At 59.1% G+C, this 26,999-nt stretch carries 27 protein-coding genes and 1 pseudogene; 13 read left to right on the top strand and 15 right to left on the bottom strand.

From position 1 onward, the window contains the following. Window positions 1–125: 125 nt before the first annotated feature. The 3 genes and pseudogenes from ACQ7C1_RS24570 to ACQ7C1_RS24580 form a co-directional block, all read left to right on the top strand. Window positions 126–380, top strand: a complete 255-nt coding sequence (locus ACQ7C1_RS24570; RefSeq protein ID WP_430960137.1) for a type II toxin-antitoxin system ParD family antitoxin — start codon at window positions 126–128, stop codon at window positions 378–380. Further along, window positions 380–673: a type II toxin-antitoxin system RelE/ParE family toxin gene (locus tag ACQ7C1_RS24575; protein WP_183699748.1), complete on the top strand. Its 294-nt coding sequence runs from the start codon at window positions 380–382 to the stop codon at window positions 671–673. Before ACQ7C1_RS24570 ends, ACQ7C1_RS24575 begins: the two co-directional genes overlap by 1 nt. A gap of 275 nt (window positions 674–948) precedes the next feature. Next, window positions 949–1,119 (top strand): annotated as a pseudogene (locus tag ACQ7C1_RS24580) (helix-turn-helix domain-containing protein); the annotation flags it as partial. Between the two features lie 185 nt (window positions 1,120–1,304). Here ACQ7C1_RS24580 and ACQ7C1_RS24585 read toward each other — a convergent pair. Both ACQ7C1_RS24585 and ACQ7C1_RS24590 read right to left on the bottom strand, forming a co-directional pair. Continuing rightward, on the bottom strand, window positions 1,305–2,066 hold the full coding sequence (locus tag ACQ7C1_RS24585; protein WP_183699746.1) for a slipin family protein: 762 nt from the start codon (window positions 2,064–2,066) through the stop codon (window positions 1,305–1,307). A gap of 29 nt (window positions 2,067–2,095) precedes the next feature. After that, entirely contained in the window at window positions 2,096–3,499 is a 1,404-nt protein-coding gene (locus tag ACQ7C1_RS24590) for an NfeD family protein (protein WP_430960138.1), read from the bottom strand. Window positions 3,500–3,621: 122 nt separating this feature from the next. Here ACQ7C1_RS24590 and ACQ7C1_RS24595 point away from each other — a divergent pair, with 122 nt between their 5' ends. Next, on the top strand, window positions 3,622–3,798 hold the full coding sequence (locus tag ACQ7C1_RS24595) for a hypothetical protein (protein WP_430960161.1): 177 nt from the start codon (window positions 3,622–3,624) through the stop codon (window positions 3,796–3,798). Window positions 3,799–4,047: 249 nt separating this feature from the next. Then, entirely contained in the window at window positions 4,048–6,270 is a 2,223-nt protein-coding gene (locus ACQ7C1_RS24600) for an EAL domain-containing protein (RefSeq protein ID WP_430960139.1), read from the top strand. A gap of 216 nt (window positions 6,271–6,486) precedes the next feature. Here ACQ7C1_RS24600 and ACQ7C1_RS24605 read toward each other — a convergent pair whose 3' ends face one another. Next, window positions 6,487–7,779 (bottom strand): mechanosensitive ion channel family protein, encoded by a 1,293-nt coding sequence (locus ACQ7C1_RS24605; RefSeq protein WP_430960140.1) that lies wholly within the window; start codon window positions 7,777–7,779, stop codon window positions 6,487–6,489. A 467-nt stretch (window positions 7,780–8,246) separates the two neighbouring features. Between ACQ7C1_RS24605 and ugpB the strand changes: the two genes are divergently transcribed. From ugpB to ACQ7C1_RS24645, 8 genes are read left to right on the top strand one after another with little or no spacing between them, the layout of a single operon-like run. Then, window positions 8,247–9,569 carry a sn-glycerol-3-phosphate ABC transporter substrate-binding protein UgpB gene (gene ugpB / locus ACQ7C1_RS24610; RefSeq protein WP_430960141.1) on the top strand — a complete coding sequence of 441 codons (1,323 nt, stop codon included), beginning with the start codon at window positions 8,247–8,249 and terminating at the stop codon, window positions 9,567–9,569. Window positions 9,570–9,626: 57 nt separating this feature from the next. After that, window positions 9,627–10,511: a sn-glycerol-3-phosphate ABC transporter permease UgpA gene (gene ugpA, locus ACQ7C1_RS24615; protein WP_430960142.1), complete on the top strand. Its 885-nt coding sequence runs from the start codon at window positions 9,627–9,629 to the stop codon at window positions 10,509–10,511. Between the two features lie 12 nt (window positions 10,512–10,523). Beyond that, complete coding sequence (gene ugpE, locus ACQ7C1_RS24620; RefSeq protein ID WP_430960143.1) at window positions 10,524–11,372, top strand: sn-glycerol-3-phosphate ABC transporter permease UgpE; 849 nt, start codon at window positions 10,524–10,526, stop codon at window positions 11,370–11,372. A 1-nt stretch (window position 11,373) separates the two neighbouring features. Then, entirely contained in the window at window positions 11,374–12,420 is a 1,047-nt protein-coding gene (locus tag ACQ7C1_RS24625; RefSeq protein ID WP_430960144.1) for a sn-glycerol-3-phosphate import ATP-binding protein UgpC, read from the top strand. Between the two features lie 58 nt (window positions 12,421–12,478). Then, window positions 12,479–13,228 carry a glycerophosphoryl diester phosphodiesterase gene (locus ACQ7C1_RS24630; RefSeq protein WP_430960145.1) on the top strand — a complete coding sequence of 250 codons (750 nt, stop codon included), beginning with the start codon at window positions 12,479–12,481 and terminating at the stop codon, window positions 13,226–13,228. Window positions 13,229–13,237: 9 nt separating this feature from the next. After that, window positions 13,238–14,023 (top strand): DeoR/GlpR family DNA-binding transcription regulator, encoded by a 786-nt coding sequence (locus ACQ7C1_RS24635; RefSeq protein WP_430960146.1) that lies wholly within the window; start codon window positions 13,238–13,240, stop codon window positions 14,021–14,023. Continuing rightward, a complete protein-coding gene (locus ACQ7C1_RS24640) occupies window positions 14,020–14,814 on the top strand; it encodes an HAD-IIB family hydrolase (protein WP_430960147.1) in 795 nt (264 codons plus the stop codon). The genes ACQ7C1_RS24635 and ACQ7C1_RS24640 overlap by 4 nt, the downstream gene beginning before the upstream one ends. A gap of 58 nt (window positions 14,815–14,872) precedes the next feature. Further along, the gene (locus ACQ7C1_RS24645; RefSeq protein WP_430960148.1) at window positions 14,873–15,406 is read left to right on the top strand and encodes an NUDIX hydrolase; all 534 of its coding nucleotides are present in this window, start codon (window positions 14,873–14,875) and stop codon (window positions 15,404–15,406) included. 94 nt (window positions 15,407–15,500) lie between these two features. Here the strand turns inward: ACQ7C1_RS24645 and ACQ7C1_RS24650 are convergent, their stop codons facing one another. The 12 genes from ACQ7C1_RS24650 to ACQ7C1_RS24705 all read right to left on the bottom strand — a co-directional run bounded on the left by ACQ7C1_RS24650 (window position 15,501) and on the right by ACQ7C1_RS24705 (window position 26,476). Next, window positions 15,501–16,412, bottom strand: a complete 912-nt coding sequence (locus ACQ7C1_RS24650) for an ABC transporter permease (RefSeq protein WP_430960149.1) — start codon at window positions 16,410–16,412, stop codon at window positions 15,501–15,503. After that, on the bottom strand, window positions 16,409–17,509 hold the full coding sequence (locus ACQ7C1_RS24655) for an ABC transporter permease (protein WP_430960150.1): 1,101 nt from the start codon (window positions 17,507–17,509) through the stop codon (window positions 16,409–16,411). Before ACQ7C1_RS24655 ends, ACQ7C1_RS24650 begins: the two co-directional genes overlap by 4 nt. Further along, on the bottom strand, window positions 17,506–19,026 hold the full coding sequence (locus ACQ7C1_RS24660; RefSeq protein ID WP_430960151.1) for an ABC transporter ATP-binding protein: 1,521 nt from the start codon (window positions 19,024–19,026) through the stop codon (window positions 17,506–17,508). The genes ACQ7C1_RS24655 and ACQ7C1_RS24660 overlap by 4 nt, the downstream gene beginning before the upstream one ends. A 3-nt stretch (window positions 19,027–19,029) precedes the next feature. Continuing rightward, a complete protein-coding gene (locus tag ACQ7C1_RS24665) occupies window positions 19,030–20,130 on the bottom strand; it encodes a BMP family ABC transporter substrate-binding protein (RefSeq protein ID WP_430960152.1) in 1,101 nt (366 codons plus the stop codon). A gap of 21 nt (window positions 20,131–20,151) precedes the next feature. Beyond that, window positions 20,152–21,531 carry an amidohydrolase gene (locus ACQ7C1_RS24670; protein ID WP_430960153.1) on the bottom strand — a complete coding sequence of 460 codons (1,380 nt, stop codon included), beginning with the start codon at window positions 21,529–21,531 and terminating at the stop codon, window positions 20,152–20,154. Window position 21,532: 1 nt separating this feature from the next. Beyond that, window positions 21,533–22,192, bottom strand: a complete 660-nt coding sequence (locus ACQ7C1_RS24675; RefSeq protein WP_430960154.1) for a glutathione S-transferase family protein — start codon at window positions 22,190–22,192, stop codon at window positions 21,533–21,535. Beyond that, entirely contained in the window at window positions 22,189–23,037 is an 849-nt protein-coding gene (locus ACQ7C1_RS24680) for an aromatic ring-hydroxylating dioxygenase subunit alpha (RefSeq protein WP_430960155.1), read from the bottom strand. Before ACQ7C1_RS24680 ends, ACQ7C1_RS24675 begins: the two co-directional genes overlap by 4 nt. After that, window positions 23,034–23,675 (bottom strand): Rieske 2Fe-2S domain-containing protein, encoded by a 642-nt coding sequence (locus ACQ7C1_RS24685; RefSeq protein ID WP_430960156.1) that lies wholly within the window; start codon window positions 23,673–23,675, stop codon window positions 23,034–23,036. The genes ACQ7C1_RS24680 and ACQ7C1_RS24685 overlap by 4 nt, the downstream gene beginning before the upstream one ends. A 131-nt stretch (window positions 23,676–23,806) precedes the next feature. Further along, window positions 23,807–24,097, bottom strand: a complete 291-nt coding sequence (locus tag ACQ7C1_RS24690) for an acylphosphatase (RefSeq protein ID WP_430960157.1) — start codon at window positions 24,095–24,097, stop codon at window positions 23,807–23,809. Between the two features lie 326 nt (window positions 24,098–24,423). Further along, window positions 24,424–24,789, bottom strand: a complete 366-nt coding sequence (locus ACQ7C1_RS24695) for a GtrA family protein (RefSeq protein ID WP_183699719.1) — start codon at window positions 24,787–24,789, stop codon at window positions 24,424–24,426. Next, the gene (locus ACQ7C1_RS24700; RefSeq protein ID WP_245421322.1) at window positions 24,786–25,487 is read right to left on the bottom strand and encodes an HAD family hydrolase; all 702 of its coding nucleotides are present in this window, start codon (window positions 25,485–25,487) and stop codon (window positions 24,786–24,788) included. Before ACQ7C1_RS24700 ends, ACQ7C1_RS24695 begins: the two co-directional genes overlap by 4 nt. 2 nt (window positions 25,488–25,489) lie before the next feature. Further along, a complete protein-coding gene (locus ACQ7C1_RS24705; protein ID WP_430960158.1) occupies window positions 25,490–26,476 on the bottom strand; it encodes a UbiA prenyltransferase family protein in 987 nt (328 codons plus the stop codon). Window positions 26,477–26,999: the final 523 nt, after the last annotated feature.

The raw sequence follows: 26,999 nt of genomic DNA on the forward strand, positions 1-26,999 counted from the left end.
CCTGAAGCGCTGACTTCGTCATCGTGTAGGCGGTAATCCCCGGATATGACATAGATCGCCGCTCGTGGAGCTGATTGACAAACTTTGCCAAGGCCAGCTAACCTATTCGCACCATGGAGGCTCGAATGGCTACGATGAACGTATCTCTTCCGGACGCGATGAAAGATTGGGTTGAGGCACAAGCAAAGAGCGGGCGATATTCCAATGCCAGTGACTATGTGCGCGACCTGATCCGGAGGGACCAAATTCGCGGTGACAAGGTTGCCGCCATGCAACGTTTCGTTGATGACGGTTTAAGAAGCGGTATTGGCAGCCGCTCGAAGGACGAACTCTTTGCCGCGGCAGTGGCACGTGCAGAAACAACGCGCGGCAGTAGATAATGCGCTTTGACCTTTCAGTCGAAGCGGAAGAGGACATCATTGCGATCGCCGAACAAGGAGTGCGCATGTTCGGAGCCGCACAGGCTAGGCAGTATCATGACGAGTTGTTTACCGTGCTTGATCTGATTGCGGCCAATCCGCGAATGGCGCGTGAGCGAGAAGAGATTTCGCCGCCAGTTAGAGTTCATCCGTTCAAAGCCCATCTCATTGTCTACCGCATCGAGGAGCACGGAACTATATTCGTGATCCGAATACGCCATGGACACGAAGACTGGGCCAGCGATCCCGCTTAGGCTTGGCTGAGTGAATGAACAAGCACAGTTGCATGGGGCAATAGGCCCCGCGAATATCGTCAGCAAAGCCTGTTAATAGAACCCCGACCGATCGCTGGAGAAACCGCGTCGTCTACTCGGATAGCAGGGGACGAGGTGTTCGCCGCGATCGGCCCCACGAGAGGCAAACACGTAATCGCCTCCCATGCGCTAGAGCAGATCCTGTGATCGACGAATATGTGAGGTGACGAGGCGAGTCGAAGCGGATTCAAAATCCATATCGGAAGAGCTGGATGATGGGACGAGCACTGAGCGATAATCTTCGATTACGGGTCTTGAAAGCATCTGCGGCGGGCGTGTCTGCAAGCCAGGCGGCAGCCCGGTTCGGGATTGGGATTTCGACGACAATTCGCTGGATCGCAGGAGCGAAAGATGGCGAGCCCACATTCTGGCCGCAAGGTTGGCGGTGCCGCGCAAAGTCGCACCCGAAGGATGGCTGAAACCCACGCGACAATCGCCGCGGGTGCATGTGATCCCCGGCTACGCCCTTCGGAGTTTCACTCACGCAACCACGGCCGCCTGTTTCTCTGGGGCGTGGCCTCATTTTGGCCCGACACAGAAGCTGGATCAATCACCAACCCAGTGCGTTCGATCACTTCGGCTTAATGGCCATTAGATTGCCCAACTCCATCGGGAAGGGGAATAAAATCGTCGAGGTCTTCTCGCTGGCGATGACGTTCAAAGTGCTCAAGTAACGAAGTTGCATCGCCTCCGGCTGTCTGGCCAGAATTTCCGCCGCTTCCAGTAGCTTCGCTGCAGCTTGCTGTTCGCCCTCGGCATTGATGACCTTTGCGCGGCGTTCGCGTTCGGCTTCGGCTTGGCGAGCAATCGCGCGTATCATCGACTCGTTGATATCGACATGTTTGATCTCGACAGTGGCTACTTTAATTCCCCAGGCGTCCGTCTGAGAGTCGAGGATTTCCTGAATATCGGAGTTGAGCCTGTCGCGTTCTGCCAGCATTTCATCGAGGTCGTGCTTGCCGAGCACGGAGCGCAACGTCGTTTGAGCAAGCTGGCTTGTTGCCATCATGAAATCCTCGACCTGGATTGTCGACTTCTCGGGGTCCATGACCCTGAAGTAGATCACCGCGCTGACTCGAACCGAGACATTGTCATGTGAGATGACGTCCTGGCTAGGGACATCGAGTACGCGCGTGCGCAAGTCGACGCGGATCATCTGCTGGACATAGGGAATAAGCAGAATCAAGCCGGGTCCCTTGACTCCGGTAAAGCGGCCAAGTGTGAACACGACGCCGCGTTCATATTCCCTCAGGATCTTAACCGCGGATGCGAGGATGGCGACCGCAATGACAATGGCCACCAAATAGAAGGCAAGATCTGCAAACATATCCATGGCTTCTCCTCCTGCGTCCTTGCGTGCCGCTAGGTGTTCTTAGGACGGCTGGCGACCTCGAGCGCCAGCCCGTTGCGACCCGTCACCCTGACAGGGTCACCAGCAACAAGGGGTTCGGCGGAAACGGCCCTCCATCGTTCGCCATGCGCGATGACGTAGCCCGAGAGCCCCGTCCAACTCTCAACTTTACCGGAAATGCCGATCATCTCCTCTGCACCGGTTGCGACCGCGCGCAATCGCGAGGTGAATGCCAGGCGAGCAACGACAAGGCTAAAGGCGAGAATCGCAAGCGCAATTGCGCCCAGCAGAGGACGCGACACTTGCAAGCCGGGTATATCGGTATCAAACAAGATGGTCGCTCCCAGGATCACGGCTACCCCGCCGCCGATGCCCAGAGCGCCGAAGCTTGGCGAATGCGCCTCAGCCACTGTCAATCCCACGCCGAGCAAAATAAGCCCAAGGGCGGCAAAACTTACCGGCAGCAATGCCAGGGCATAAAGACCAAGGAGGAGGCAGATGCCGCCGATCGTGCCAGGAAGCATTGTCCCAGGTGCGAGAAATTCAAAGATCAGGCCATAGATACCGACCATCATCAGGATGATTGCGATGTTCGGATCGGTAATGACGGAAAGCAGGCGCGTGCGCCAGTCAGGCTCGAATTCCTGTACGGCCAAACCGGCGGTATCGAGCCGGACCTCCGTTTGACCGACCCGCACCACGTGCCCCTGTGCCTTTGCAAGGAGATCGGTGACGTCAACTGCCGTGAAATCGATGGCATGTTCGCGCACTGCCGCTGTGGATGAAAGGCTTGCAGCTTCGCGGACGGCACGCTCTGCCCAGTCCGCGTTGCGATTGCGCAATTCCGCAAGCCCACGAATGTAGGCGACTGCGTCGTTAACGGCTTTTGCTTCGTGGGCATTGCCTGGAGCTTCCGGCTGCTTGCCACCAGGTTCGCTCGGCTTCCTTTCGGGTTCCTCATCGCCGCCGAAAGGCTTTACGCCGAGCGCGATTGGTGTCGCCGCACCCAAATTGGTCCCAGGGGCCATTACCGCAATGTGGCTTGCGTAGAGAATATAGGTGCCGGCGCTGGCAGCTCGTGCTCCGCTTGGCGCGACGAAACTTGCGACAGGCACCGGCGAGGCAAGGATCGCGCGGATGATTTCCCGCATGGAGGTGTCAAGGCCGCCTGGTGTATCCATTTGCAGGACGATCAAGACCGCTTCTCGGTCGCCAGCACGCTGAATGCCTCGTACCACGTAGTCAGCAATAGCGGGCCCAATGGCGCCATTCACCTTGAGGACGACAGACGCGCGGTCAGACGCCGACGGTGCGCCGAAGCCCCAAGCTAAAAGCAGCAAAAACAACAAAGTGAAGATTGGCGGTTGCCATCGCCAACACCTCAATCCCCGCGTGCCAATCGGCGGAACGTACATGGTATGTAATGTATGTCGGAAATTACAAAGAAAAAGAAGGAGGCGTCAAAGGCTCATGTTCAAGCCGTCTTAAGCGCTCGTAAGGCGAAATCGGCTAAGCGCGTTGCACGGATGCGAGCCGCGTGGCCTTTTTGAAGGTCGCCGGCAGCCAGCGACGCGCATTCCGATGCAGCGAAACGGTTGTCGAGATGGGTGCACACTTGGAAGACATCGCCGGCACCGTCCACACTCATCCGACCCGCAGCGAAGCGCTCATGGAAGCGGTGCTGAAGGCTTTCGAAAGCGCCCTGCAAATTTGATCGAAACCGAAATCGGAATGCCGTCGACCATCCCAGATGCCATAATAATCAGATACTTCAGGATCTTCGCCAGGCGAGAATATCCTGTTCGACGAGATGTCTTACAACCGAGCTATATGTCGATAGCTTCAATATTTGGCAACCAGATCATGCAATTCTATAGAACGTCAGCGGTTAGTTCTTCCGCTTCTATGACCCATGAAGGGTTTCACTCCGCGTCATCAAGCGCTGCGAGGAGCCCAGGGTCGCATGTCACTTTCAGAAAATGAGAGATTGAATCTCCTCCACCAGGCCAGCATTCTCGATACGCCACCAACGGAAGAGTTCGATGCTATCGTGCGGCTGGCTTGCAGCATGTTCGACATGCCGATGGCCTTGGTTTCGTTCGTCGACGGGCATCGGCAGTGGTTCAAGGCCGAGCAAGGTCTCTTTTTGAAGGAGACGCCACGTGAGCAATCCTTCTGCAGCCATATCGTAGAGACGAAGTCACCGCTCATCGTCAAAAACGCCGACAAGGATTCTCGCTTTTCCGGAAATATCTTCGTCAGAGAGCGTTCGGTCCGGTTCTATGCAGGAGTGCCGCTTTCGGAAGGGGAGACCTGCTACGGCAGCTTCTGTGTCCTCGACACGAAGAGCCGTCGCTTCGGCGATCGGGATCTCGAACAGCTCCGCAGTTTGGCAAGCGTCGTCGTCGGCCTCATCCGCGAACATCGTCAGCAAAGCCTGCTGAGAGCGCAGCAACGCGAGTTGGAACTGAAGCAGGCCCGCTTCGAGCAGACCGAACGCTCTGCCAAGGTCGGCGGCTTCGAGATGGATCTCGCGACCGGCACCATCATTTGGTCGGATCAGATTTACCGCACCGTCGGACTGCCGGTCGGCAAACGCATGACCTCGGAGGAGGTGATCGGCTGCTATGCTCCTGAAGAGCGCGAGAGCGTCAGACGCAGGATACGCGATGTCCTCGATGGTTCAGCGGCCGGCATCGACAGGGAATATCGCATCATGACGCCACAAGGGGAGGAACGCTGGGTCCGCGTGGTCAGCGATATCGAGCGCTTGAGCGGCAAGCCCAGTCGTCTGTTCGGCATCGTTCAGGATGTTTCCGAGAAAGTGCGTTACGAGCAACGTCTACTCCAGGCCGCCAACGCCGATCCTTTGACCGGACTTGCCAATCGGGCAGCCTTCAATGCTCATATGGAGCGGCTCACAGCGGCCGACGCTCCTTCCATCGGCTTATTGCTGATTGACGTCGATCGCCTGAAGCAAGTGAACGATATCCTCGGCCATGCGACAGGTGACCTGCTGCTGAAAGGCGTGGCGTCACGTCTGGACGAACGCTTGGGAAAGCGAGGAAAGGTCTTTCGTCTCGGCGGCGATGAGTTCTCCGTCATTCTGGACGCGCCCGCAAGCGTACACCGCATGGGTTCGCTCGCGCGCCACCTGATCGAATATATCGGTCGCCCTCTGCAGGTTGGGGGATCGACGATACATCCGACGATAACCGTGGGTGGGGCGATTTCGGAGGGCGAGATGGATGCCGCAACGCTTTCGCAGAACGCGGACTTCGCTCTCTATCATGCCAAAGAAACGCGGCGCGGCAGCTATATACACTACGAGCCCAGCCTGCGTTCGAGGATAGCGCGTCGCATTCAAATCGTCCGGGAGGTGGAGTCGGCTCTTACCGAACATCGGATGGTGCCGCACTATCAGCCGATCGTTGCCTGTGCCGACGGTCAGGTACGGGCGTTCGAAGCGCTTGTGCGAATGCGGCGTTCGGATGGTTCAATCGTGTCGGCGGCGCAATTTCACGAGGCGTTCACAGACCCGAGCGTTGCCTATCACATTACGACCCGCATGCTCGAGCAGGTCGCGGCCGACATTCGAGGCTGGATCGACCGCGGGCTGGAATTCGGGCGGGTCAGCCTCAATATAAGCGCCTCCGATTTCATGAGGGGCGACTTGGAAACCCGGATCGTTGCCGCCTTTGCGTCAAGAGGAATTCCGCTGGATAAGCTTATGCTGGAGGTGACGGAAACGGTTTTCCTGCAGGGCTTGGAAGATGCCGTTGCAACAACCCTGCAACGTTTGCGTAGGAAAGGCCTGACAGTGGCGCTCGATGACTTCGGGACAGGTTATGCGTCGCTGACGCATTTGCGAAGTCTGCCGGTCGACATTATCAAGATCGACAAGAGCTTTATCGACACCATGCTTGTCGATGAATCGAGCCTCGCTATCGTTGAACTGGTGCTCAATCTGGCGCGGAAGCTCGATATGAAGGTCACGGCCGAAGGTGTAGAGAGTCATCGGCAGGCGATGCGTTTGCTGGAAATGGGCTGCACCACGCTGCAGGGCTATATGTTCGGCAAACCCATGAGCCGTGAACGTGTTGGCGAATATCTGTGTGCACGGAAAACCGGCGTGACGGAGAATGCCGACCGACCGCAGGAGGAACCGCGTCGTTTCCTCGGATAGCAGGGGGCGAGCTGTTTGCCGCTATCAGCCGCTTCCGACAAGGCTCAGGCGGCGGCCGTGGAAAGACCCGGATCGGCGTGATGGCAGTCAGTCAGCAGTCGGGGCGCAGCCGTCCTGTTCTTCAAGGCCGGCTTCTGTCCGGCACAGATCGATGTCGGATTCCAACAGCGTGTTCGAAAACGGCATCCGCTCGGCGGACCGACGGGGCTTGGCAAATCAGTCCGGTTGTTTGATCTCTATAGGGCTTTTCATGATGATTTCATGATGCGGAAACGGGATAGAGATGCCGGCTTTCTTGAAGGCATCCCACAGCGCCATCAGGACTTGCCCACGAACATTTGTAAGCCCGTTCGCTGGATCCGAGATCCAGAAGCGAAGCCGAAAGTCGAGCGACGAAGCGCCAAAGGCGGTCAGCCAGCAGACGGGTGGCTTATATTGGTTTGCCACCCGGGGCACGGTCGATGCTGTCGCAATGGCGATCTTAACGACTTGATGCGGGTCGCTGTTATAGGACGTCCCGAAGTCAACGTCGATCCGCACATAATCACTGGAGAACGACCAGTTGACGACCTGCTGCGATATGAAGTCTTCATTTGGAATGAGGTACTCCTTGCCATCGCGGGTGATGACGGAAACAAACCGCGAGCGCAGGTCACGGATCGACCCGAACGTGTCGCCAAGGGTGATCGTGTCACCCGGCTTGATCGACTTGTCGATCAAGATGATTATGCCGGATATGAAGTTTGAGACCACCTTTTGAAGGCCGAAGCCGATTCCGACGCCGACTGCGCCTGAGAAAATGGTCAGCGCGGTAAGGTCGACGCCAGTCGCCGACAAAGCGATGGCTCCAGCGATTATGATCAGGCTGATCTTGATGCATTTGCTGATCAACACTTTGATGGAAGGCGATAAGTCGGCCGAGCGCTGAACCCAGTGGGAAAGCATGTTGCCGATGAGGACGGCCAACCAGATCAGGGCGATCGCCAGCACGAGGGCTTTGAGCACAAGCAGAAGCGAGAGTCTCACCGCACCCAAATTAACCGCGAGTCCGTCGAGAGCAGATAGAACCGGGCCGTCAAGCCCGACTGCATAAAGCGCGATATAGCTCCAGCTGCCGATCGCGACGGCGCGTGACAGCGTCGGGTTGCGGATAATTTTGGTCAGGACGGAGATGAGGAACCATGCCGCTGCCAACGTCAGAGCCGTGGACACAAGCCAGCGTTGTGAGGGCCACGCGCTCTTGCTCAGCACAACGTTGGCGAGCCATAACCAACCGACGAGGAAAAGCCACATCATCCGGCGCATAGGAGCAATGATGACCCGAAGCAGGTCTGGATTGCCCTTGATCTGGCGCGCCTTTGCCTCCATCGCAGGCTCTGTGCGTGACGCAAGTAAGGACGCAAAACCCAAGCCCGCCACGATGATCGCAAGCTGAAAGAACGTCCATTCGTTCAGAATGAATGTCGTTAGCCACTGCTCGGCGATCTCGGTCATCTGCCTGATATTCATGATGATGATCCGATGGATGTCAGCTAAATAAAGCTAGCGCACGAGTTTAGTTCATTTGGAAGAAACAAGCACCAGCATTCCCATTTCCTCGTGCGACAGCAGTCGATGAAACGCTGCTCGCGGGTATCGATCAGCTTGCGCGCCTGCGCAGCCATGTGCGCCCTTCTATCGCTGAGCTTCACGCTGAGGATGGGTGCAGCGGCAAAGTCTGGGTCCCGCTTAAATGATAGTTCGGCGCCAACTGACACATAACGTTCATTTGAACACTATATCGAGCATCCGAGCGGCTGATGGCGAAATCCATGCCAGCCAATCACGCTTTGGAAGCAGAAAGCCCCCGTTCGGTCTTCGGTTTACAAGGCTTCAAATGTTCATGTGAACATTCCGTTGTTGCAAAGTGAAACTCGGCTGCTACCATCCACGCGTCTGGAGCGGGAGGCTGCGGACCGAGAGAAGTGGGAGAGATTATGAACAAGATCGCTTTTTTCCTGTCCGCAGGACTGACCAGCCTGTCCTTGTCCGTTCAGGCGATGGCCGCCACCAAGATCCAGTGGTGGCACGCGATGGGTGGAGAGAACGGCGCGAAGCTGGAGCAAATCGCCAAGGGCTTCAACGCGTCTCAGTCCGATTATGAAATCGTGCCGGTTTACAAGGGCACCTACGACGAGACGTTGACGGGCGCCATCGCTGCGTTCCGCGCCAACCAACAGCCGGCCATCGTGCAGGTCTATGAGGTCGGCACCGGCACCATGATGGCAGCACAGGGCGCGGTCTATCCGGTGTATCAGTTGATGAAGGACCAAGGCGAGCCCTGGGACCAGAACAAGTTCATTGCGCCGGTCGTCGGCTACTACTCGGACACCAGCGGCAACGTGTTGTCGCTGCCCTTCAATTCTTCGACGCCGATCATGTATTACAATAAGGATATCTTCAAGAAGGCCGGGCTTGATCCGGAGACGCCGCCGAAGACATGGGCCGAGGTGGAAGCCTTCTCGCGCACGATCATCAAATCGGGCGCCGCCAAATGCGGCTTCACCAGCGCCTGGATCTCCTGGATTCAGACGGAAAATCTCAACGCCCTGCACGACAAGCCTTATTCCACCAAGGCTAACGGTTTCGGCGGCCTGGATGCGGAATTCACCTTCAACAATGATCTGACGATCCGCCATTGGGGGAACCTGAAGAAGTGGCAGGACGAAGGGCTCTTCAAATTCGGCGGACCGGTCGGCGGTGATAACGCGCCTCCGATGTTCTATTCGCAGGAATGCGCGATGTACATGAACTCTTCCGCCGGCCGGGCGGGCGTCATCAACAATGCGAAAGCCTTCAAGGTGGGTTTTGCGCCGCTTCCCTATTATGACGACGTCATCAAGCAGCCGCTCAATTCGATTATCGGCGGCGCCACAGTCTGGACGCTGAAGGGGCGCCCGGATGAAGAGTATAAGGGTGTGGCAAAATTCTACACCTATCTGCAGAAGCCGGAAGTTCAGGCCGACTGGCATCAGTTCTCAGGGTACCTGCCGATCACCGAGGCTGCCTACAAGCTGAGCCAGGAGCAGGGATATTATGAAAAGAACCCCGGTGCAGATGTCGGCATCAAGCAGCTGACGCGGGTGACGCCGACCGAGAATTCCAAGGGCATCCGCTTCGGCAATTACGTCCAGGTCCGCGGCATCATCGATGACGAATTCGCGGCATTGCTCGGCGGCAAGAAGACCGCGAAGGAAGCGGTTGATTCCGTTGTCGCGCGCGGCAACGAACAGCTTCGCGATTTCGAATCCGCCAACTAAGGGCTCGGGGCAGGGCCCGCCTAGCGGACCCTGCTCTCCATCATTCTGTGAGGGCCCATGCAAACGAAACGAACCGTCTTTCCCAATAGGATTTTGCCTTATCTGCTTATTGCTCCCCAGCTTCTGATAACCGTCATCTTCTTTCTTTGGCCGGCCGCAACCGCCTTCTGGCAATCGTTCCTTCGCCAGGATGCGTTCGGTTTCAAAACGAACTTCGTCTGGTTCCAGAATTATCGCCGGCTGTTTGCCGACCCGCTCTATATGGACGCCTTTGGTCACACCCTGGTTTTCGCCGTCTCGGTGACGGTTCTGTCGACGACGATTGCGCTCACTCTGGCCGCCGCGGCCATGCGTGTGCTGCGGACGTCCCGCATCTATTCGACCTTGCTGATCTGGCCTTACGCCGTTGCGCCTGCGATCGCCGGCATACTCTGGTGGTTCATGTTCAATCCCTCGATCGGCATCATCGCCTATATGCTTCGCAGCATGGGGATCAGCTGGAACCATCTGATCAACCCGGATAATGCGATGATCCTGATCGTGATCGCCGCCACCTGGAAACAAATTTCCTATAACTTTCTGTTTTTCCTGGCCGCGCTGCAATCCGTGCCGCGCTCGCTCCAGGAAGCCGGCGCCATCGATGGCGCCGGGCCGGTGAAGCGCTTCTGGACGATCGTGTTCCCGCTGATCTCGCCGACAACCTTCTACCTGGTCGTCATCAACATCGTTTACGCCATGTTCGACACTTTCGGCATCGTTCATGCTACGACGCAGGGCGGACCGGCGCGCGCCACCGAAATCCTCGTCTACAAGGTTTATTTCGACGGCTTCATCGGCCTCAACCTGGGCTCCTCGGCAGCGCAGTCGGTCATACTGATGATCATCGTTGTTGCTCTTACCGCCGTTCAGTTCCGCTTCGTCGAACGCCGCGTGCAATATTGAGGAGCGTCAAAGGTGGTTGAAAATCGTCCTTTCCTGAATTTCCTGGCTCACCTCGTCCTTATCCTCGGCGTCGCGATCGTGATTTTCCCGGTCTATATCGCCTTCATCGCCTCGAGCCATGGCCCCAACGATTTTTTGTCCGGTGTCGTGCCGCTGGTGCCGGGACAGCACCTCATCGAGAATTATTCGACCATGCTGTCATCGGGAATGACGAGTTCCGGCGCGCCGCCGATCGGGCCGATGCTGTTCAACTCGTTGATCATGGCCGTGGGTGTCGCGGTTGGAAAGATTGCCATTTCGATCCTTTCCGCCTTCGCCATCGTCTATTTCCGGTTTCCCTTTCGCACGCTTGCCTTCTGGATGATCTTCATCACCCTGATGCTGCCGGTCGAGGTGCGCATCGTGCCGACCTACAAGGTGGTCGCCGACCTCGGAATGTTGAACAATTATGGCGGGCTCATCGTTCCGCTGATCGCGTCGGCGACGGCCACCTTCCTGTTTCGGCAGTTTTTCCTCACCGTGCCCGACGAGTTGATGGAGGCTGCGCGCGTCGACGGGGCGGGGCCGATGAAATTCTTCCGCGATATCCTGTTGCCATTGTCAGTAACCAATATCGCAGCCCTGTTCATCATCCTATTCGTGCTCGGCTGGAACCAGTATCTGTGGCCGCTCATCGTCACGACCGACCAGAGCCTTTACACCGTCGTCATGGGCATTCAGCGCATGGCCGCGGTCGCGGATGCCGAGCCACGCTGGAATCTCGTCATGGCAGCGGTCATCCTGGCCGCCTTGCCGCCCGTCCTCGTCATCGTCGCCATGCAACGCCTTTTCGTCAAAGGCCTGGTCGAAACGGAGAAATGATATGGCCCCGATCAATATCGTCGACGTCAAGAAAAACTATGGTTCGGTTCCTGCTGTCAAAGGCATCAACCTTTCTGTCAAAGACGGCGAATTCATTGTGCTCGTCGGCCCTTCCGGCTGCGGCAAGTCGACCTTGCTTCGCATGATCGCCGGATTGGAGTCGATCACCGATGGCCGAGTCGAGATCGGGGGGCGCAACGTCAACAAGGCGGAGCCGGCTGAGCGTGATATCGCCATGGTTTTCCAGAATTATGCGCTTTATCCGCATATGACGGTGCGCGGAAACCTTGAATATGGATTGAAGAACCGGGGTACGGCGCGAGCGGAAATCGATCGCCGCGTCAAGCAAGCGGCCGACATCCTCGAAATCGGGCCGATGCTGGATCGCAAGCCGCGCGAACTGTCGGGAGGACAGCGCCAGCGCGTCGCGATGGGACGGGCCATCGTGCGCGAACCGGCGGCGTTTCTTTTCGACGAGCCCCTGTCCAATCTCGACGCCAAGCTGCGCGTCCAGATGCGCGTCGAAATACGCCGGCTGCAACGCCGGCTGAAGACCACCAGCATCTACGTCACCCACGACCAGCTCGAAGCGATGACGCTTGCCGACAGGCTTGTCGTCATGAATGGCGGCCTCGTCGAACAGGTGGGAACGCCGGTCGAAGTCTACGACCGTCCGGCAAGTTTGTTCGTTGCCGGCTTCATCGGCTCTCCCCCGATGAACCTCGTGCCGCTTGAGGTGCTGGGTGCGGCCGATGCCAGGAAAGCCCTGGCCTTGCCTGACGGAACGGACATTGTCGGTCTGAGGCCGGATGCTCTTCTTATCGCAAAGCCAAACGAGCCTTCCGTTCGTCTGAACGCCATCATCGAATTGCTCGAGCCGATCGGCGGCGAAAGCCACCTGCATGTCAGACTGGGGGAGGGCCAGCAGACAGTCGTCCTGACAGTTCAGGGCCGGCCGGACTTTGCCGAGACTGCCAGGATCGAGATCTTCGCGCGGATTGATCAGATGCATCCCTTCAACAGCAAGACTGGACGACGCACGGATTGAAACGGCCGGATAGAGCTGTCCGACATCTGCAGCGTCGAAAGTGAGGAAAGAGAAAGACATGCTACAGTCAGAGCCGAGATCCGGACCCGGCCGCAGTGAGGTTCAAGCGCATCGAGGCGCATCCGCTGTCGCGCCCGAAAATACGATTGCCGCGTTTCGGGCGGCTGCCGACCAGGGCGCCGAATGGGTTGAACTTGATGTCGCGCTGCTTGGCGATGGGACCGCAGTCGTCATCCACGATGTATCGGTCGACCGTTGCTCCTCATCGACCGGCAAGCTCAGCGATCTCACCGCATCCGACCTGCGGAACGTCGACGCCGGCGCGTGGTTCGATCCCCGCTTCAAGGGCGAACCTTTGCCGACCCTTGCCGAGGTCCTGTCCGCATTGGGTGAGCTGCGGTTGAATGCCAATGTCGAGATCAAGCAGCATCCGCATCATAAATCTCTCGACCAGCTGGTGAAGACCGTTGACGAGCATCTGAAGGCGCGCGCGCCGCAGACCAAGATCATGATATCGAGCTTCGACGCGGCGGCGCTGAGGCGCATGCACGAAATCGATCCGAGTTACGAGCTTGCCATGTTGTGGAGCAGACTGCCGGATGACTGGAGCGATGTTCTCCAATCAATTCCCGCAAGAACGATCCATCTCGGTTACAAGTCTCTCAGCATCGGTTTCCTTGAGGAGGCGGCGAACCAGGGGATCAAGGTGCGGGCATGGACCTGCAACGACCCGCAGCTCCTCGCATCTTTTTGGCCTGTCGGGTTGACCGGTGTGATAACAGACGACCCGAGTGTCTATCTCTCATAGGAAATAGCGATGGGGCATCGGGTCATATCCAGTCGACAACGCGAAATACTTGCGCTGATCGAAACGGAGGGTGTCCAGTATATCGATGATCTGGCGCGCCGGTACGATCTGACGACCCAGACGATCCGCCGTGATATCAATGCCCTGTGCGATCTCGGGCACGCGCGCCGCTTTCACGGCGGTGTGGATGTGCCGGTCGAAGGCAGCAATATTTCGCTGAACGCCCGCGCCCAGCTGAACCGACGCGCCAAGCGGCTGATCGCCAAGCGGGTCGTGGCCGATATCGGCCCGGATGCGACGGTATTCCTTGGGATCGGCAGCACGGTTCAATTCGTGGCAGAGGCGTTGCGCGATCACCAGGGGCTGACCGTTATCACCAACAACATCCACGTCGCTCTTACTCTTTGCGAATCGCCGAGTGTCGAGGTCCATCTCACCGGTGGTCTGCTTCGCCATGACGACCGCGACGTGGTGGGCAGCGATGTGATCAAATTCGTCGAAAAATTCTATGCGACTTATGCCGTCGTTGGTGCCGGTGCCCTGAGCCCGGTGAACGGCCTGATGGACTTCAGCTATAGCGAGGCGCAGATCACCAATGCGCTTCTGGAGAATTCGCAAACACGTCTCTTGGCCGCAGACGTCAGCAAATGGACCCGCCACGCGGCGGTGCGCGTTGCACCTTTCAATAAAATCAACCGCTTCTACACGGACCGGCTGCCGCCTGATCCGTCGGTCGCTGCTGTGCTGGCCGAGAGCAGCATGGAGGTGGTGACCTGCGGCGAGGACATGACGTGACGTTCGTAGATCTGGCACCCTCTGCGCATGAATTGCAGCATGTGCGTTATCTCTTCACCGATATCGACGATACGCTGACGACCGAAGGCAAGCTTCTGCCGTCCACCTATGGCGCCCTTTGGGAGCTCAGCCGGGCCGGCATTGCCGTCGTGCCGGTCACGGGTGGTTCGGCCGGCTGGTGCGAACATATCGTCCGCGCCTGGCCTGTTGCCGCAGTCATCGGCGAAAGTGGTGCTTATTGCGTCACCCGCCGCAGCGGTGAGGTTGTTTTCGAATACTGGGAGAACGCCTCACTGCAGCGCGAGCGTCAACGCCGGCATCTGGATGCCATCGAAAAACTGATCTCGGAAAGAGGCGGCGCCTTCAAGATCGCTCACGACCAGGTGTTCCGCCTGGCTGACGTCGCAATCGACATTCAAGGTCATGATACCCGGGACGTCGAAGATCTGGCATCCGATATCAGGGCAATCGGCGGCACCGTCGCCATCAGTTCCATCCACATCAACACCTGGATTGGCGTTTATGACAAACGCGCCATGAGCGAACGCCTCCTGACCGGCAAGTTCGAGGTCGACCCCGTTGAATTGCCTTCCGTCACGGCGTTCGTCGGCGATTCTCGAAACGATGCGCCGATGTTCGGTTTCATCCGAAACTCTTTCGGCGTCGGCAATATCCTTCCTGTTCTTCCGCATCTGCAGCATGTGCCGAGATGGATCTCCTCCCAGCCCGCAGGACTTGGGTTTGCCGACATTGCCGGGACAATCCTGAATGCCAGGACCACCGGCGAATAAGCCGCGAGCAGCCCACACCGCCATGCGCGGCCGCACGATGCGCTGAAGACGGAGCGTCATGAAGTCTACAAAAAAACGAAGCAAGTCCCGACCAGACAAGTCTCAGCCATTGCTGCGGCAGCTCGCGGCGGTTCCTGCGAAGCTATTCGCCGGCGCCTTCCGCCAGCAGTATGGCGCCATCTGCTTCCGCTATTGCAATGGCGGGCCGAAGATCGAAATTCTGGTGATCACATCGCGCGAGAGCGCGCGCTGGGTCATACCGAAGGGGTGGCCGATGAAAGGGAAGAAGCCTTTCGAAGCCGCTGCGATCGAAGCCTGGGAGGAAGCGGGCGTGCGCGGGGCGGCGAGGAAGAAACCAGTTGGCCGCTACACCTATCTGAAGGAATTCGACGACGGCGATGTGGCGCCATGTATCGTCGACGTATTTCAGATCGAAGTCACCGAGATCGGAAACGACTTCAAGGAGCAAGGCCAGCGTATTCTCGAATGGGTCAGCCCTGATGAAGCGGCGCGACGTGTTCGAGAAGTCGAACTCAAGTCGCTGCTCGTCGAATTTGAACCGCGGGGCCAAAAGAAGTCTGACCACGGCTGATAGGGTTGTGGGGCTCCTCGTTCTGGTTACCGTTCGTGGCGGGCTCGGAAGGCAAGTTGACTCTCAATTGCCTTCGCGTCGACGGTCGTCATCACTATCGCTCGAACGGCTCGCCGAGCGAGGCGACGCCATTGAGCTTGAGCAGGCGGCGATCCGCCGAAATGATACCGAGCACGATGATCGTCACCAGATAGGGCAGGCATGCGAGCAGCTGCGAGGGAACGTTGAGCCCGGTCGCCTGGGCGGCAAGCCCCATCAGCGATACTGCGCCGAACAGGCACGCCCCGAGAAAGATGCGGCCGGTCAGCCAGGTTCCGAAGACGACGAGCGCAATTGCGATCCAGCCGCGGCCGGCAATCATCCCATCCGCCCAGAGCGGCGTGTAGATCGTCGCCGCATAGGCGCCGGCAAAGCCAGCCATGACGCCGCCGACAGCGGCTGCGGCGAAGCGGATTGCGACGACCGGGTAGCCGATCGCATGGGCCGCCTTTGGGTTTTCGCCGACGGCGCGGACAATCAAACCGACCTTGCTGTAGGCAAACATCGCCCAGATAACGAGGGTCACGGCCAGCGATAGCCAGACGACGATATCCTGGGTAAACAGGCCGCCGATGACCGGAATATCGGAAAGACCGAGAATGGCGAGCTTCGGCAGCGCCCTGACGGTCAGGCTCTCGTAGGTCTTGCCGAACAGTGCCGACAGGCCCTGTCCGAGAATCCCGATCGCAAGCCCGGTCGCGACCTGGTTTGCATTGAAGCCGAGGACGATTGCCGCAAAGATCAGGGACAAAAGCGCGCCGCCGAGGCCGGCGGCGAGAAAAGCCAGAAAATGGCCGCCGCCATGATAGACGATGATGAAGGCGATGACGGCGCCGAATGCCATCAGCCCCTCGACGCCGAGATTGAGCACGCCGGCACGCTCGACGATAAGTTCACCGAGCGCTGCGAGGAGGAAAGGTGTCGCAGCAGCCAGCATTCCGGCCAGAACGAATTCGACGGCGTTCATGCCGGGCTCCTGCTCGCTGCGGGCCGCCAGACAAGACGGTAGCGCACGAAAGCGATGGCGACGAGATAGGCAAGGAGCAGGCTGCCCTGGAAAACCCGGACGGCCGCGACCGGCAGATTGGCGGAGACCATGGCGTTGTCGCCGCCGATGTAGAGCGCCGCCATGACGATTGCAGAAACGACGATGCCGATCGGGTGCAGACCGCCGAGATAGGCGACGATAATTGCCGCATATCCGTATCCGGTTGAGATCGAGCGCTGCAGCTGACCGAGCGGGCCGGCGACTTCGGCAGCACCAGCAAGACCGGCTGCGGCTCCACCGATCAGCAGGGAAAGCCAGATTGCCCAGCTTTCCCGGAATCCGGCATAGCTCGCCGCGCGCGGCGCCAGTCCGCCGACCTGCAATTTATAGCCGATGAAGCTCTTCTGCATGAAGACCCATGCGGCGATCGACAGGAGAACGGCGAGCACGAGCGCGACATTGACGCGCGTTCCCTCGATCAGGATCGGCACCATCGCGTCATATTGGAACATGACGGACTGCGGGAAGTTGAAGCCGTTCGGATCCTTCCAGGGACCGAGCAGCAGATAATTGAGGAGCTGCACTGCAACGAAACTCAGCATCAGCGAAACCAGAATTTCGTTGGCATTGAGCCGGACGCGCCAAAAGGCGGTGAGGGACCCCCAGAATGCCCCGCCCATCATGCCGAGCAGCAGCATCGCCGGCCAGATCCATTGGCCGGTTGCGTCGGGCCACCAGATCGGAATGGCGGAGGCGAAGATCGCACCTAGCACGAATTGTCCTTCGGCACCGATGTTGAACACCTTGGCACGAAAGCCGAGCGCAAGCCCCTGCGCGATGAGGAGCAGGGGAGCGGTCTTCAGCAGCACTTCGGAGAACGACGCCCATGAGAAAAAGGGCTCAATCAGCATAGCATAGACCACCGCAGCCGGATCGCGCCCCATGGCGACGTAAAGTCCGAGATTGAGTACGATGGTGACGAGGAGCGCGATCGGCGGCGCCAGAAGGGTGGCGGCAAGCGATGCCCGCTCCCGACGGACCAGAATGGGCAGGGCGGCAAGGAAAGGTCTGCTCATGCGGTCGCTTTCTCGCGCTGCGGCTGGGCTCCGATCATATATCGGCCAATCTCTTCCGGGTTGGTCTCACGCGTGACCAGCGGCGCACTCAGCGTCCCGTGATGCAGGACCTGGATAAAATCGCTCAATTCGAACAGTTCCTCGAGTTCCTCGGAAATGACTAGGATCGCCACGCCCTCGTTGCGAAGGCGCATCAGCCGCTTGCGGATCGCCGCGGCCGCACCGATATCGACGCCCCAGGTCGGCTGGGCGAGGAAAAGAAGCTTCGGCGCCAGCATGATTTCGCGTCCGACGATGAACTTCTGCAGGTTGCCCCCGGAAAGCGACTGGGCCTCTGCCCCTGGCCCGCGCGTGCGCACGTCGAAGTCCCGGATGCAATCACTGGTGAAGGCCTTCGCCTTGACCTTGTCGAGCAGGCCATGCTTCACAAGGTTCAGCGGGTGCGCGGTCAGCAGGCTATTGAGGGTGAGCGACATCTCGGGAACCGCACCACGGCCGAGCCGGTCCTCCGGGACGAACGCGAAACCCAGCCGCCGCCGGGCGGCAGAGTCGAGCGTGCCGACGTCCTCGCCCATCATGAAGATCTGGTCGCGCTGATCCCGCGGCAACAGGGTTTCACCCGAAATCAGCGCCGCGAGTTCGCTTTGACCATTTCCCGAAATGCCGGCAATGCCGAGGATTTCGCCGGCGCGCACGGCCAGGCTGACATTGGAAAGCGGCACGGCGAAGGGGTCCGCCCGGTAATCGAGCCCGACTAGCTCCAGACGCTTTTCACCTTCGACCGAAGGCAGCGCAGGCATCGGTTCCGGCATGTCGCGGCCGATCATCATCCGGGCAAGCTCGTGCGCATCGTGCTCGCGGGGGTCGACGTGACCGGTCACCTGTCCGCCGCGCAGGATCGTAGCGCGATCGCAGAGCGACTGGATTTCTTCAAGCTTGTGAGAGATGAACAGGATGGACACGCCACCGTCCCGCAGCCGGCGCAATGTTTCGAACAGCTTTTCCACCGCCTGCGGCGGCAGCACCGAGGTCGGCTCGTCAAGGATGAGCAGTTTCGGATCGGTCATCAGGCATCGGATGATTTCCACCCGCTGCCTCTCGCCGACGGACAGCGAATGGACATGAGCGTGTGGATCGACTTCGAGGCTGAACTCATGCCCGAGCTTGCGAACGCGTTCCGCAAGATCGCACTTCTTGCCGGACACGATCAGGCGGATATTCTCGACGACCGTCAGGCTCTCGAACAGCGAGAAATGCTGGAACACCATGCCTATGCCGGCGCGCCTTGCCTCTGCGGGAGAGGCAAGGCTGAGGGCTTTCCCGTTCCACGCGACGGTGCCGCTGTCCGGCTGCTCGACGCCGTAGATCAGCTTCATCAAGGTCGATTTGCCAGCCCCGTTTTCTCCGAGGATGGCATGGATGGATCGTGGAGTGACGTCGAGATCGATCTGCCGATTGGCATCGACCGGGCCATAGCTCTTGGTAATGCCGCGCAGCGACAGGAGCGGGCTCGGCATGGCTTACTTCGGCAGCGGCGTCGTGACACCCTTGACGTGCCAGTCCATCGCGACGATCTGGGCGTCTGTCGCCGTGGTCCCCGAAGCGACACCTTCACTGCCATCAGCCTTGGTGATCGGACCGGTAAACGGCGAGAAGCTGCCATCGGCAATCTTGACCTCGATTTCCTTGATCTTGGTCATCGTATCGGCTGGGATTGCCGGGTTCCAATCGACGACCTGGACAACCTTGTCGGCAACACCGAGGAAGGCGTTGGCGCCCTTGAAGGTGCCGGCAAGATGGGCGTCGACCGACGCCTTGAAGAAGGGTGACCAGTCAGTAGCGATGCAGCCCAGATAGGTCTTCTCGGCATATTTCTTCATCGAGGAGTTGAGGTTGAATGCATAAACGCCGGCTTCCTCGCAGGCCGAGATTACCGAGGGCGTATCCTGCGCATTCGAGAAGATCACGTCGCAGCCCTGCGAGATCAGCGCCTTGGCGGCTTCCTGCTCCTTGGCTGGATCGAACCAGGAGTTGACCCAGACGACAGACACTTCGATATCCGGCTTGACGGCCTGCGCGCCCAGGGTGAAGGCGTTGATAGAGGTGATCAGCTCGGGAATGGCAAAGGCCGAGACCGAGCCGAGTTTGCCGGTCTTGGAAACGGCCGCCGCCGCCATGCCGAGCAAGTAGGTTCCCTGGAAATATTTCGCTGCGAAGGGCGAGAAGTTCGGTGCGACCTGGAAGCCCGAAGCATGCAGGACGGTCACCTTCGGATTGCGGCGGGCGATCTGCAGCGCGCCATTTTGATAGCCGAAGGAGCCGGCAATCAGGAAATGATGTCCGTCGGCGACGGTCTTGTTCATGATGCGGTCGGCGTCCGGACCTTCGGCGATGTTTTCGATGACCGTGACCTTCACCTTGTCGCCGTAGGCGGCCTTGATCGGGTCGATGCCGGCGGCAAGCGCATGACCCCAGCCGACGTCGCCGATAGGCGAGGGAACGACGAGGGCGATGCCGAGCGGTTCGTCGGCGGCAAGCGCCGAGCGGCCGGCAAAAGCCGTCGCAAGACCGGCAGCCGCCGCGCTCTTCATCAGTGATCTGCGGGTGAAATTACTAGACATGTCAGTTCCCTCTTTTGGTTTTTAGAATTCGACTGCCTCGAGAGCCGCTTCCGCGGCGGCGAAGAGCTGTGCCTCATCGAGCCCGACAAACTCACCGGCTTGCCAGACGATCCGTCCGTTGATCATGGTCAGGTCGGTCGGCATGCCGATCCCCACTTTGGCAATCAGGCTCAATGGGTCGTGGCGGGTTCCGACATAATCCATCCGCCTGGTATCGATGGCGAAGAGGTCGGCTGCCATGCCGGGAGCGAGCCGGCCGATATCGCTGCGGCCAAGCAGGCTTGCGCCACCCGTGGTCGCGTAGCTCAGGAAATCGATGGGCGCTGGAACCGGATGGGCGCGCGTCGAGGCCGTCAGGCATTGCAGCATATAGGCAGAGTGAATGCAGTGCATGAGGTTGGAATTGTCGTTCGAGGCCGCGCCATCGCAACCGAGGCCAATACGCAGGCCGAAAGCGGCCATTGCGGGTATGTCCGTCACTTCGGCGCCGACCAGATAGACCGGTTCGGGGCAATGGGAGACACCCGTGCCGCTTGCCGCCATCTTGCGCAGTTCCTCGTGTGTCAACTCCCAGCAGTGGGCATAAAAGCTGTCAGGCCCGGCAAAGCCGAGTTCGGCGCAATAGTCGACCGTACGCATTCCATGCCGTGCTTGGATGACGGGACTTTCACCTTCGCCGACATGCGTGTGCAGCCGGACGCCGCGATCACGGGCAAGCGCGACCGATTCGACGAAGGTTTCGCGGTAACAATTGACGGGCTGACAAGGGGCAACGACCACCTGCCGCATGCTGAAGGTGCCGGAATCGTGGTAGCTGTCGATCAGCCGGGCGCAATCGGCGATGAACTCGTCCGTGGTTTCCAGCATGGCGTCCGGGATCGTCGAGCCCTCGGACTTCGGCAGTGTGTTGCCACCTCGTCCCGCGTGGAAGCGCATACCGAGAAGTTCCGCCGCCTCGAACTGGCGATCGATCAGACGCTTTCCGGCGTGGCGGGGGAAGCAATATTGGTGGTCGAAGGCCGTCGTGCAGCCATGCTTGATCATCTCCGCCATGGCCGTGACCGACGAATGATAGAAGCAATCCTCGTTCAGCCGCGAGAAGATCGGATAGATCCGGTCGAGCCATTCGATCACGGAGAGCTTCGTCCAGTCGAGATCGGCGCGATTGCGCACGAAGCATTGGAAGAAGTGGTGATGGGTGTTGACGAGACCCGGATAGACAAACCAGCCGGATGCATCCTGAATGACCGTGTCGGCAGGCAAGGCCTCCTGCGACAGGTTCGTCCCGATCGCCTGGATCGCCGGACCGCAGGTCAGCAGATCGGCGTTCCGGCGCACCGCCGGCCGATTGCCGTCGTCGACGATAATCGCTGCGCAGTTCTTCAGCAGGTACCCCGCCATCTCACTTCTCCTCGCTGACGGGATGAGGGTCGGGTTTCAACTCGTGCAGCCGGTGGATGCCGGGCATTTCGATAAAACCTTCAAGGCTGCGGATGGCGCGTAGCCAAAGCCGAATGTTCGGATAGGGATCGAGCGAGATTCCGCCATCGGGCGCCAGTGCGACATAGGGGAAACAGGCGATGTCGGCGATCGTTGCGCGTTCCGACGCCAGGAACCGCATGTCGCGGAGCCGCTGCTCAAAAAGCCCGGCTTCGAGTTCGCGCAGCGCCGCGACCCCCTGTGCCTGCAGGGCCTCGATATTGCCGGGGCGCAGCAGCATCTGCTGCAGCCGTGCCCCACCGAGATTTGTCGTCAGCCGATGCGAAAAAGAGAGCCATTGTTGCACGCGCGCCGTCTCCTCGGGGGCGCTCAGACCCAGCCAGTCGGGGCCGCATCGAGCGGCGAGATAGGCGAGCATGGCGGAAGATTCGGTCAGCACCAGATCGCCATCCACGAGGATCGGGATCGAGCCTGCCGGATTGAGGGCCAGAAGCTCAGGACCACGATGTTCCATGCCGGGATGGAAATCGACCGGCCGGATATCCAGCTTGACGCCGAGGATCGCTGCCATCAGGCGGATCTTGTAACAGCTCGGCGATAGGATGTAGTCGTAGAGCTTCATTGTGCGACCAGCTGTGCGCCATAGAGATAGTTGCGGCGCTTCAGCCAGCGCCGGTAAGCGATCGATGTCAGGTCGGCCCTTGTCGGAATTTCCATGCCGGGATCGAGCGGCAGAAGCGCCGGGATCTGGTTTTCGAGGATCGACCGATCCTGCAGGAAAATCATCTGTTGAAAATGGATGAGATCCGTCATTGGCGTCACGTCGTCGAAGAGGGCCATCCACGGCCAAACGTCACAAAGGTCTTCCGCAAGCGGCTGGACGAACAGGGTAATGACATCCCATTCGCCCGGGCGGGGAGGGCAGGTCTTGTAAAGCACCGAGCAGGTCGGGGCTGGCACGCGATACATATACTCGGTCGTTATTCCGCCGATCGCCGACTTTGCAGCCTGCGGCTGGTAGAACTTCACCTGCGTCGCCCAGACTTCATCCTCTTTCTCGCGGATCTCGACTTTATAATTTTCGACCTCCGTATGCGGCTCGGCGCCGAGGATATCGGTATGAACGAACGGAAAATGCGCGATGTCGAGGAAGTTCTCGACTGCTCTTAAGGGGGAGCAGCGTACCCGCACGACACCGACGTCGACGAAGCGGCGGCCGGGCTGATCGGCCTCGGGAATGGCAAAGATCTCCTTGACGGGGGTACCGAGAGAAGACCAGACGTGACCATAGCGGAGGCGAACGGGCAGGGCACGTCCATTGTCCGATGTGACGCGTGCCGCGCCATCAGGGGTGCGTACCACCTCGATGGGCTCGCCCATCAAAGCGGTCTTGCTTCCTGCCTCGGTGAGCCCGCTGACGAGGCTGACCGGGTACCATTCGTCGATCATCGCGCCGGCTCCTTTCATGCCACATCCTTCTGGTGTGTTTCTGCCCGGCGGCGCACCGCTTCGGCGATGCGGGATGCTGTAATCCGATCTGCGACGCTGCGCCCCTGTTCGACCAGGACGTGAATGAGGGTGCATCCGATCTGCGCCGCCGGCAAAAGCCGCATCCAGGGACAATCAGCGACTGGGATGAGCCCATCCGCATCGGCTTTTCCGCCGGCCGCCGCCTCAATTGCCGCTATGTCGGCCTCCAGCGTCATCGAGCGTATGGGTATGAGACGATCAAGGCGCGGCGGCGGCATTGCTGGCTCGCCGACTGCCACCCAGACGATTCCATCTGATTCTTCGACCCGCTGGACCGCCACGCGAATCGTCTCCGGCGGCACGAGATCGGGGTGGGCAGGGATGCGAAGGCATCGTCCCTCCGGAGAATAGCTCCAGCCGTGATAGATGCAGGAGAGGGCCTCGCTCCGGACGAAGCCATGAGACAATCGCATGCCCCGATGCGGACAACGGTCCGAAGAAGCTGATGCGCGCCCGGACTGACTGCGCCAGAGAGCGATGGATCCTGACGGGGTCCAGGCCGGAATGACGGTGGCCGGCGGCAGATCGGCAGAAAGCGCGACAGGCATCCAGGAGCCGGCCGTATCGGAAGGCATGACGGTTATTTCCTCAATCTTACCAGCGGCTTGACACTGCAGACGTAGCGCGGCTTTCCAAGCTTTGCAATCTCAGCTTCAGAGGTTTGCATAAAAGATTCGCATTGGCAACAATGGTTAAATAACGGGCATTAGCTCGGGTGCTGTTCCGGCTGCGGTGTGTCTTTAGCATCTACAATCCTGCGCTGAATCGCGTCGACCCAGACATCGATCGGCCCAAGTGAACATCCCATTTCCAGCATGTCGATTAGCTCGACAGGTCCCGCGACCTCGAGTTCGATCCGGTCGGCGCCGGCATGCAAAAAATCTTGGGAAAGGCCGAGCTTGTCGGCATGACGGCGAATCCACGGGACGAACGAGGCGGACTTGACGTCGCCAAGGATCGTGATCCGTTCGCGTTCGCTCTGCCGTGGTCGTCCCATGGAATTCTCTCGCTCGTTCCGTGCTGACAGCATAGCGCTTCAATGCCGTTGTGAAAGGGGCATGAGGGAAGGTTCTGGTCGTTCCACCGATCGATGCCTAAATAGCAATCCTGCCGGGCTCCGTGGAGAAGGTGACACCAGCCGTCGCCTCCGTAGTGGTAGCCAAAGGCCGCATCTCAGAAAACGAGCGGCAGATTCTTCAGGTCGACTAGGTAGAGCGGAAGAAGGTGACGACCGAGCTCGATGACACTTCAGCCGGAGACTTGCTCCTATTGCAGGGTCGGTCCTTGAACGAAAAGATATGGCCCGCACGTCGCTCGCGGGCCTTACCTGAACACCCAGAGAAGGTTTATCAGGAAATTAAAGGTGAAGGCCGTCCCTATGCCGAAAAACTTTGCCCATAAGGGCGAGAACCCGACCTGTTGTGCGAGAATCAGCGTCACACAGACATTGATGGACAAGCCGACGAGCGCGCCGATCAGAAACAGTGAAGCGCGCTTGCGGCTTATTGCCTGATTGAAGACATAGCGGCTGGTAATGCTGTAATTGACGGCGGCGGCGATCAGCCAGCTCGATGTCGCCGAAAGGCTGAGAGGCACGCCGAGCACCAGCATGCAATGAAACATCGTGAGGTCGACGAATGCAGCGAGACCCCCAGTGAACACATAACGAATAGCTTTGGAAAAGATCATCCGGATGTCTCCTCTGCCCGAAGCGCCGCGAACACTGGGTCCGAATAGGTTGAAAAGGTCAGCCAGTCCTCCCGCGGCACGTTGGAGCGAATGAGCGGCAGGACACCAGCGCGCCGCGCCGCAAGACCGTCCCGCTCCGGTCTGTCGCCTATCAGCACCGTTTGCGCCGGACCGACACCGGCGCGCTGCATCAGCATCTGCAGGCCCCGCGGATGAGGTTTTTGGATGCCGACGCCGGGATCGCTTGCAGCCAATATGTAATCGGCCGACAAGTTCATCCTGTGCAGCTTCTCGTCGGCAGGATAATCAGAATAGATCCCGATCGCCTTATTCTGCCGTCTAAGACCGGCAAACAACTCCACCAGTCCATCATACCGGCAGGATGCGAGATGGGCGAGCGGACGGCGGCCGATCCATTCGCTGACGATTGCCTCTATCCTTTCCGCGGGCTCGCCGGTTCGCGCGACGATACGCGCCATCAGGTTCGCCTGAAAATCGTCGATCTCCTCCTCGCCGATGGTTTCACGCAAGGAACGGTAAGCGCGCAGCACCCGCAGATTGGTCAGACTGCCCCGCGCCACCGCATGAGCGATCAATTCGCCCGCCATCCGAAGGCGCAGCCTCCTCTGGCTATATAGCGTTCCGTCGACATCAAAGACGACGAGACGGATACTGCCCCAGTCGATATCATTCGCCATGATCATTGGATGGTGATGTAGTGCTGCTCGGTCAGGGTCACTAGAAGCGGAATGTCGACGAATGTCGTGAAGATGAAGGCCGCCACCAGGGCCATGACGATTGCGATCAGCCCTGGCTCGCGGAATAGCTTTTCCGGTTTCTGCGCCGTAGAGCCCGGTTTTGTCGCCATCACGAAGTAGGCAGTAAACAGGGCAACGACGAAGGGTAGGACGAGCATGTACTCAATGCGATACTTGACCAGGAAGACGGACAGGAAGGCAATCGAAAAGAGTGAATAGGCAATGCATGAGGCGGTCAGCGAGACCTGCGTATAGTGCGCGAAACTCGCCCGGTAGCTCGACAGCAGATCTTTACCATGGGACGCGACGATCTCGTCATATTCCGACAAGCGCTTGGCCGCCATAAGGAACGCGCCGCCGAACCAGTAGGCGAGGATGATCGATCCGGGCGGCAGGCTCGTTGGGTCGATCATCGACCAGCCGATCACCAAGCGGATGGGATTGTTGATCGATTCCGAGATGACGTCGAGATAGGCCTTATCCTTGCTTCTGATGGGGTCGAGATTGTAGAGGATTCCCTGAATCGCAAACAGACAGGCGACGCAGAAGAGAAGTTTGCTCGAGAGGATGGCGCAGCCGAGGCCAACGATGAGCAGCACGCTCCACTCAAGCTGAACCAGCCTGCCGTTCATCGCGCTTTGCACGGCTGGTCGCTGCGATTTCGTCGGGTGATGCCGGTCAAACTCGCGGTCGAACCACTCGTTGATGCAGTAGTTTGCGGATGCGATGCAGAGCGCGGTCACAAGGCCAAGCGGGACCGAAGACGCCAGGTCATCGTTTCTGACCCCGCGCAGAAGATAGGCGAGGATGATGCCGGGAAGGATGAAGACATGCTTCGTGCTGTGATCGAGCCGTGCAATGGCGATATAGTCGCGCAAGCCCGCTCGGCCTGATGCGGGGACGCTGCGATCACTCGAGCCTGTGTTCATACCAGACGCCTCTTTCTTCGTCAGACGGTCTATTTCTGATCATCATCCAACAGATACACGTCATAGGTTTCGAAATAATTCCCAGGGCCGAGTGTGCTTTCACCGCAGGCCTATGCCGGATGAGAAAAGAGCGAGAAAAGAAGCGAGGCAAGGCCGCGGCGAAAGCGGTGGGCGAAGGAGGTGAGCGAACTTTTGGGCGAGCGGACCACATGGAACCTCGATCCCGCATGTTTGGGTCAAGTCTTCGTGTCTTCCCATGGGGCGTTGTCCAGAGAACCGCTCGATTGCTGGAACGGTTACCAAACAGCTTGATGGCTGAACTGAAACCGGCCGGTTTCTCAGGTGGTCTCGGAACCCCTAAGTGGCGCTGGCCGCGCGCTTCGCGACGCTGCTATCCGCATTCCGTCCGAGTACCTCTAGAGCCTTTCATGTTTTGACGGAAGCATAGCCCGCATTTGAGAAGTAGTTGGCGCATTCCTCTGGCTTGATGGTGTCGGTGAGGTGGCCCAGATGGCGCCAGGTG

The organism is Rhizobium sp. Nf11,1, assembly GCF_050587665.1.
Taxonomy (GTDB): Bacteria; Pseudomonadota; Alphaproteobacteria; order Rhizobiales; family Rhizobiaceae; genus Rhizobium.

Excerpts from the sequence above, each read along its gene's own strand:
- ACQ7C1_RS24685 (WP_430960156.1), bottom strand. The coding sequence starts at position 23,675 with ATGCCTTCCGATACGGCCGGCTCCTGGATGCCTGTCGCGCTTTCTGCC.
- ACQ7C1_RS24705 (WP_430960158.1), bottom strand. The coding sequence starts at position 26,476 with ATGAACACAGGCTCGAGTGATCGCAGCGTCCCCGCATCAGGCCGAGCG.
- ACQ7C1_RS24605 (WP_430960140.1), bottom strand. The coding sequence starts at position 7,779 with ATGAATATCAGGCAGATGACCGAGATCGCCGAGCAGTGGCTAACGACA.
- ACQ7C1_RS24630 (WP_430960145.1), top strand. The coding sequence starts at position 12,479 with ATGCTACAGTCAGAGCCGAGATCCGGACCCGGCCGCAGTGAGGTTCAA.
- ACQ7C1_RS24645 (WP_430960148.1), top strand. The coding sequence starts at position 14,873 with ATGAAGTCTACAAAAAAACGAAGCAAGTCCCGACCAGACAAGTCTCAG.
- ACQ7C1_RS24600 (WP_430960139.1), top strand. The coding sequence starts at position 4,048 with ATGTCACTTTCAGAAAATGAGAGATTGAATCTCCTCCACCAGGCCAGC.
- ACQ7C1_RS24585 (WP_183699746.1), bottom strand. The coding sequence starts at position 2,066 with ATGGATATGTTTGCAGATCTTGCCTTCTATTTGGTGGCCATTGTCATT.
- ACQ7C1_RS24635 (WP_430960146.1), top strand. The coding sequence starts at position 13,238 with ATGGGGCATCGGGTCATATCCAGTCGACAACGCGAAATACTTGCGCTG.
- ACQ7C1_RS24675 (WP_430960154.1), bottom strand. The coding sequence starts at position 22,192 with ATGAAGCTCTACGACTACATCCTATCGCCGAGCTGTTACAAGATCCGC.
- ACQ7C1_RS24655 (WP_430960150.1), bottom strand. The coding sequence starts at position 17,509 with ATGAGCAGACCTTTCCTTGCCGCCCTGCCCATTCTGGTCCGTCGGGAG.
- ACQ7C1_RS24690 (WP_430960157.1), bottom strand. The coding sequence starts at position 24,097 with ATGGGACGACCACGGCAGAGCGAACGCGAACGGATCACGATCCTTGGC.
- ACQ7C1_RS24590 (WP_430960138.1), bottom strand. The coding sequence starts at position 3,499 with ATGTACGTTCCGCCGATTGGCACGCGGGGATTGAGGTGTTGGCGATGG.
- ACQ7C1_RS24680 (WP_430960155.1), bottom strand. The coding sequence starts at position 23,037 with ATGAAAGGAGCCGGCGCGATGATCGACGAATGGTACCCGGTCAGCCTC.
- ACQ7C1_RS24670 (WP_430960153.1), bottom strand. The coding sequence starts at position 21,531 with ATGGCGGGGTACCTGCTGAAGAACTGCGCAGCGATTATCGTCGACGAC.
- ACQ7C1_RS24570 (WP_430960137.1), top strand. The coding sequence starts at position 126 with ATGGCTACGATGAACGTATCTCTTCCGGACGCGATGAAAGATTGGGTT.
- ACQ7C1_RS24575 (WP_183699748.1), top strand. The coding sequence starts at position 380 with ATGCGCTTTGACCTTTCAGTCGAAGCGGAAGAGGACATCATTGCGATC.
- ACQ7C1_RS24695 (WP_183699719.1), bottom strand. The coding sequence starts at position 24,789 with ATGATCTTTTCCAAAGCTATTCGTTATGTGTTCACTGGGGGTCTCGCT.
- ACQ7C1_RS24660 (WP_430960151.1), bottom strand. The coding sequence starts at position 19,026 with ATGCCGAGCCCGCTCCTGTCGCTGCGCGGCATTACCAAGAGCTATGGC.
- ACQ7C1_RS24665 (WP_430960152.1), bottom strand. The coding sequence starts at position 20,130 with ATGTCTAGTAATTTCACCCGCAGATCACTGATGAAGAGCGCGGCGGCT.
- ugpA (WP_430960142.1), top strand. The coding sequence starts at position 9,627 with ATGCAAACGAAACGAACCGTCTTTCCCAATAGGATTTTGCCTTATCTG.
- ACQ7C1_RS24625 (WP_430960144.1), top strand. The coding sequence starts at position 11,374 with ATGGCCCCGATCAATATCGTCGACGTCAAGAAAAACTATGGTTCGGTT.
- ACQ7C1_RS24700 (WP_245421322.1), bottom strand. The coding sequence starts at position 25,487 with ATGGCGAATGATATCGACTGGGGCAGTATCCGTCTCGTCGTCTTTGAT.
- ACQ7C1_RS24650 (WP_430960149.1), bottom strand. The coding sequence starts at position 16,412 with ATGAACGCCGTCGAATTCGTTCTGGCCGGAATGCTGGCTGCTGCGACA.
- ugpB (WP_430960141.1), top strand. The coding sequence starts at position 8,247 with ATGAACAAGATCGCTTTTTTCCTGTCCGCAGGACTGACCAGCCTGTCC.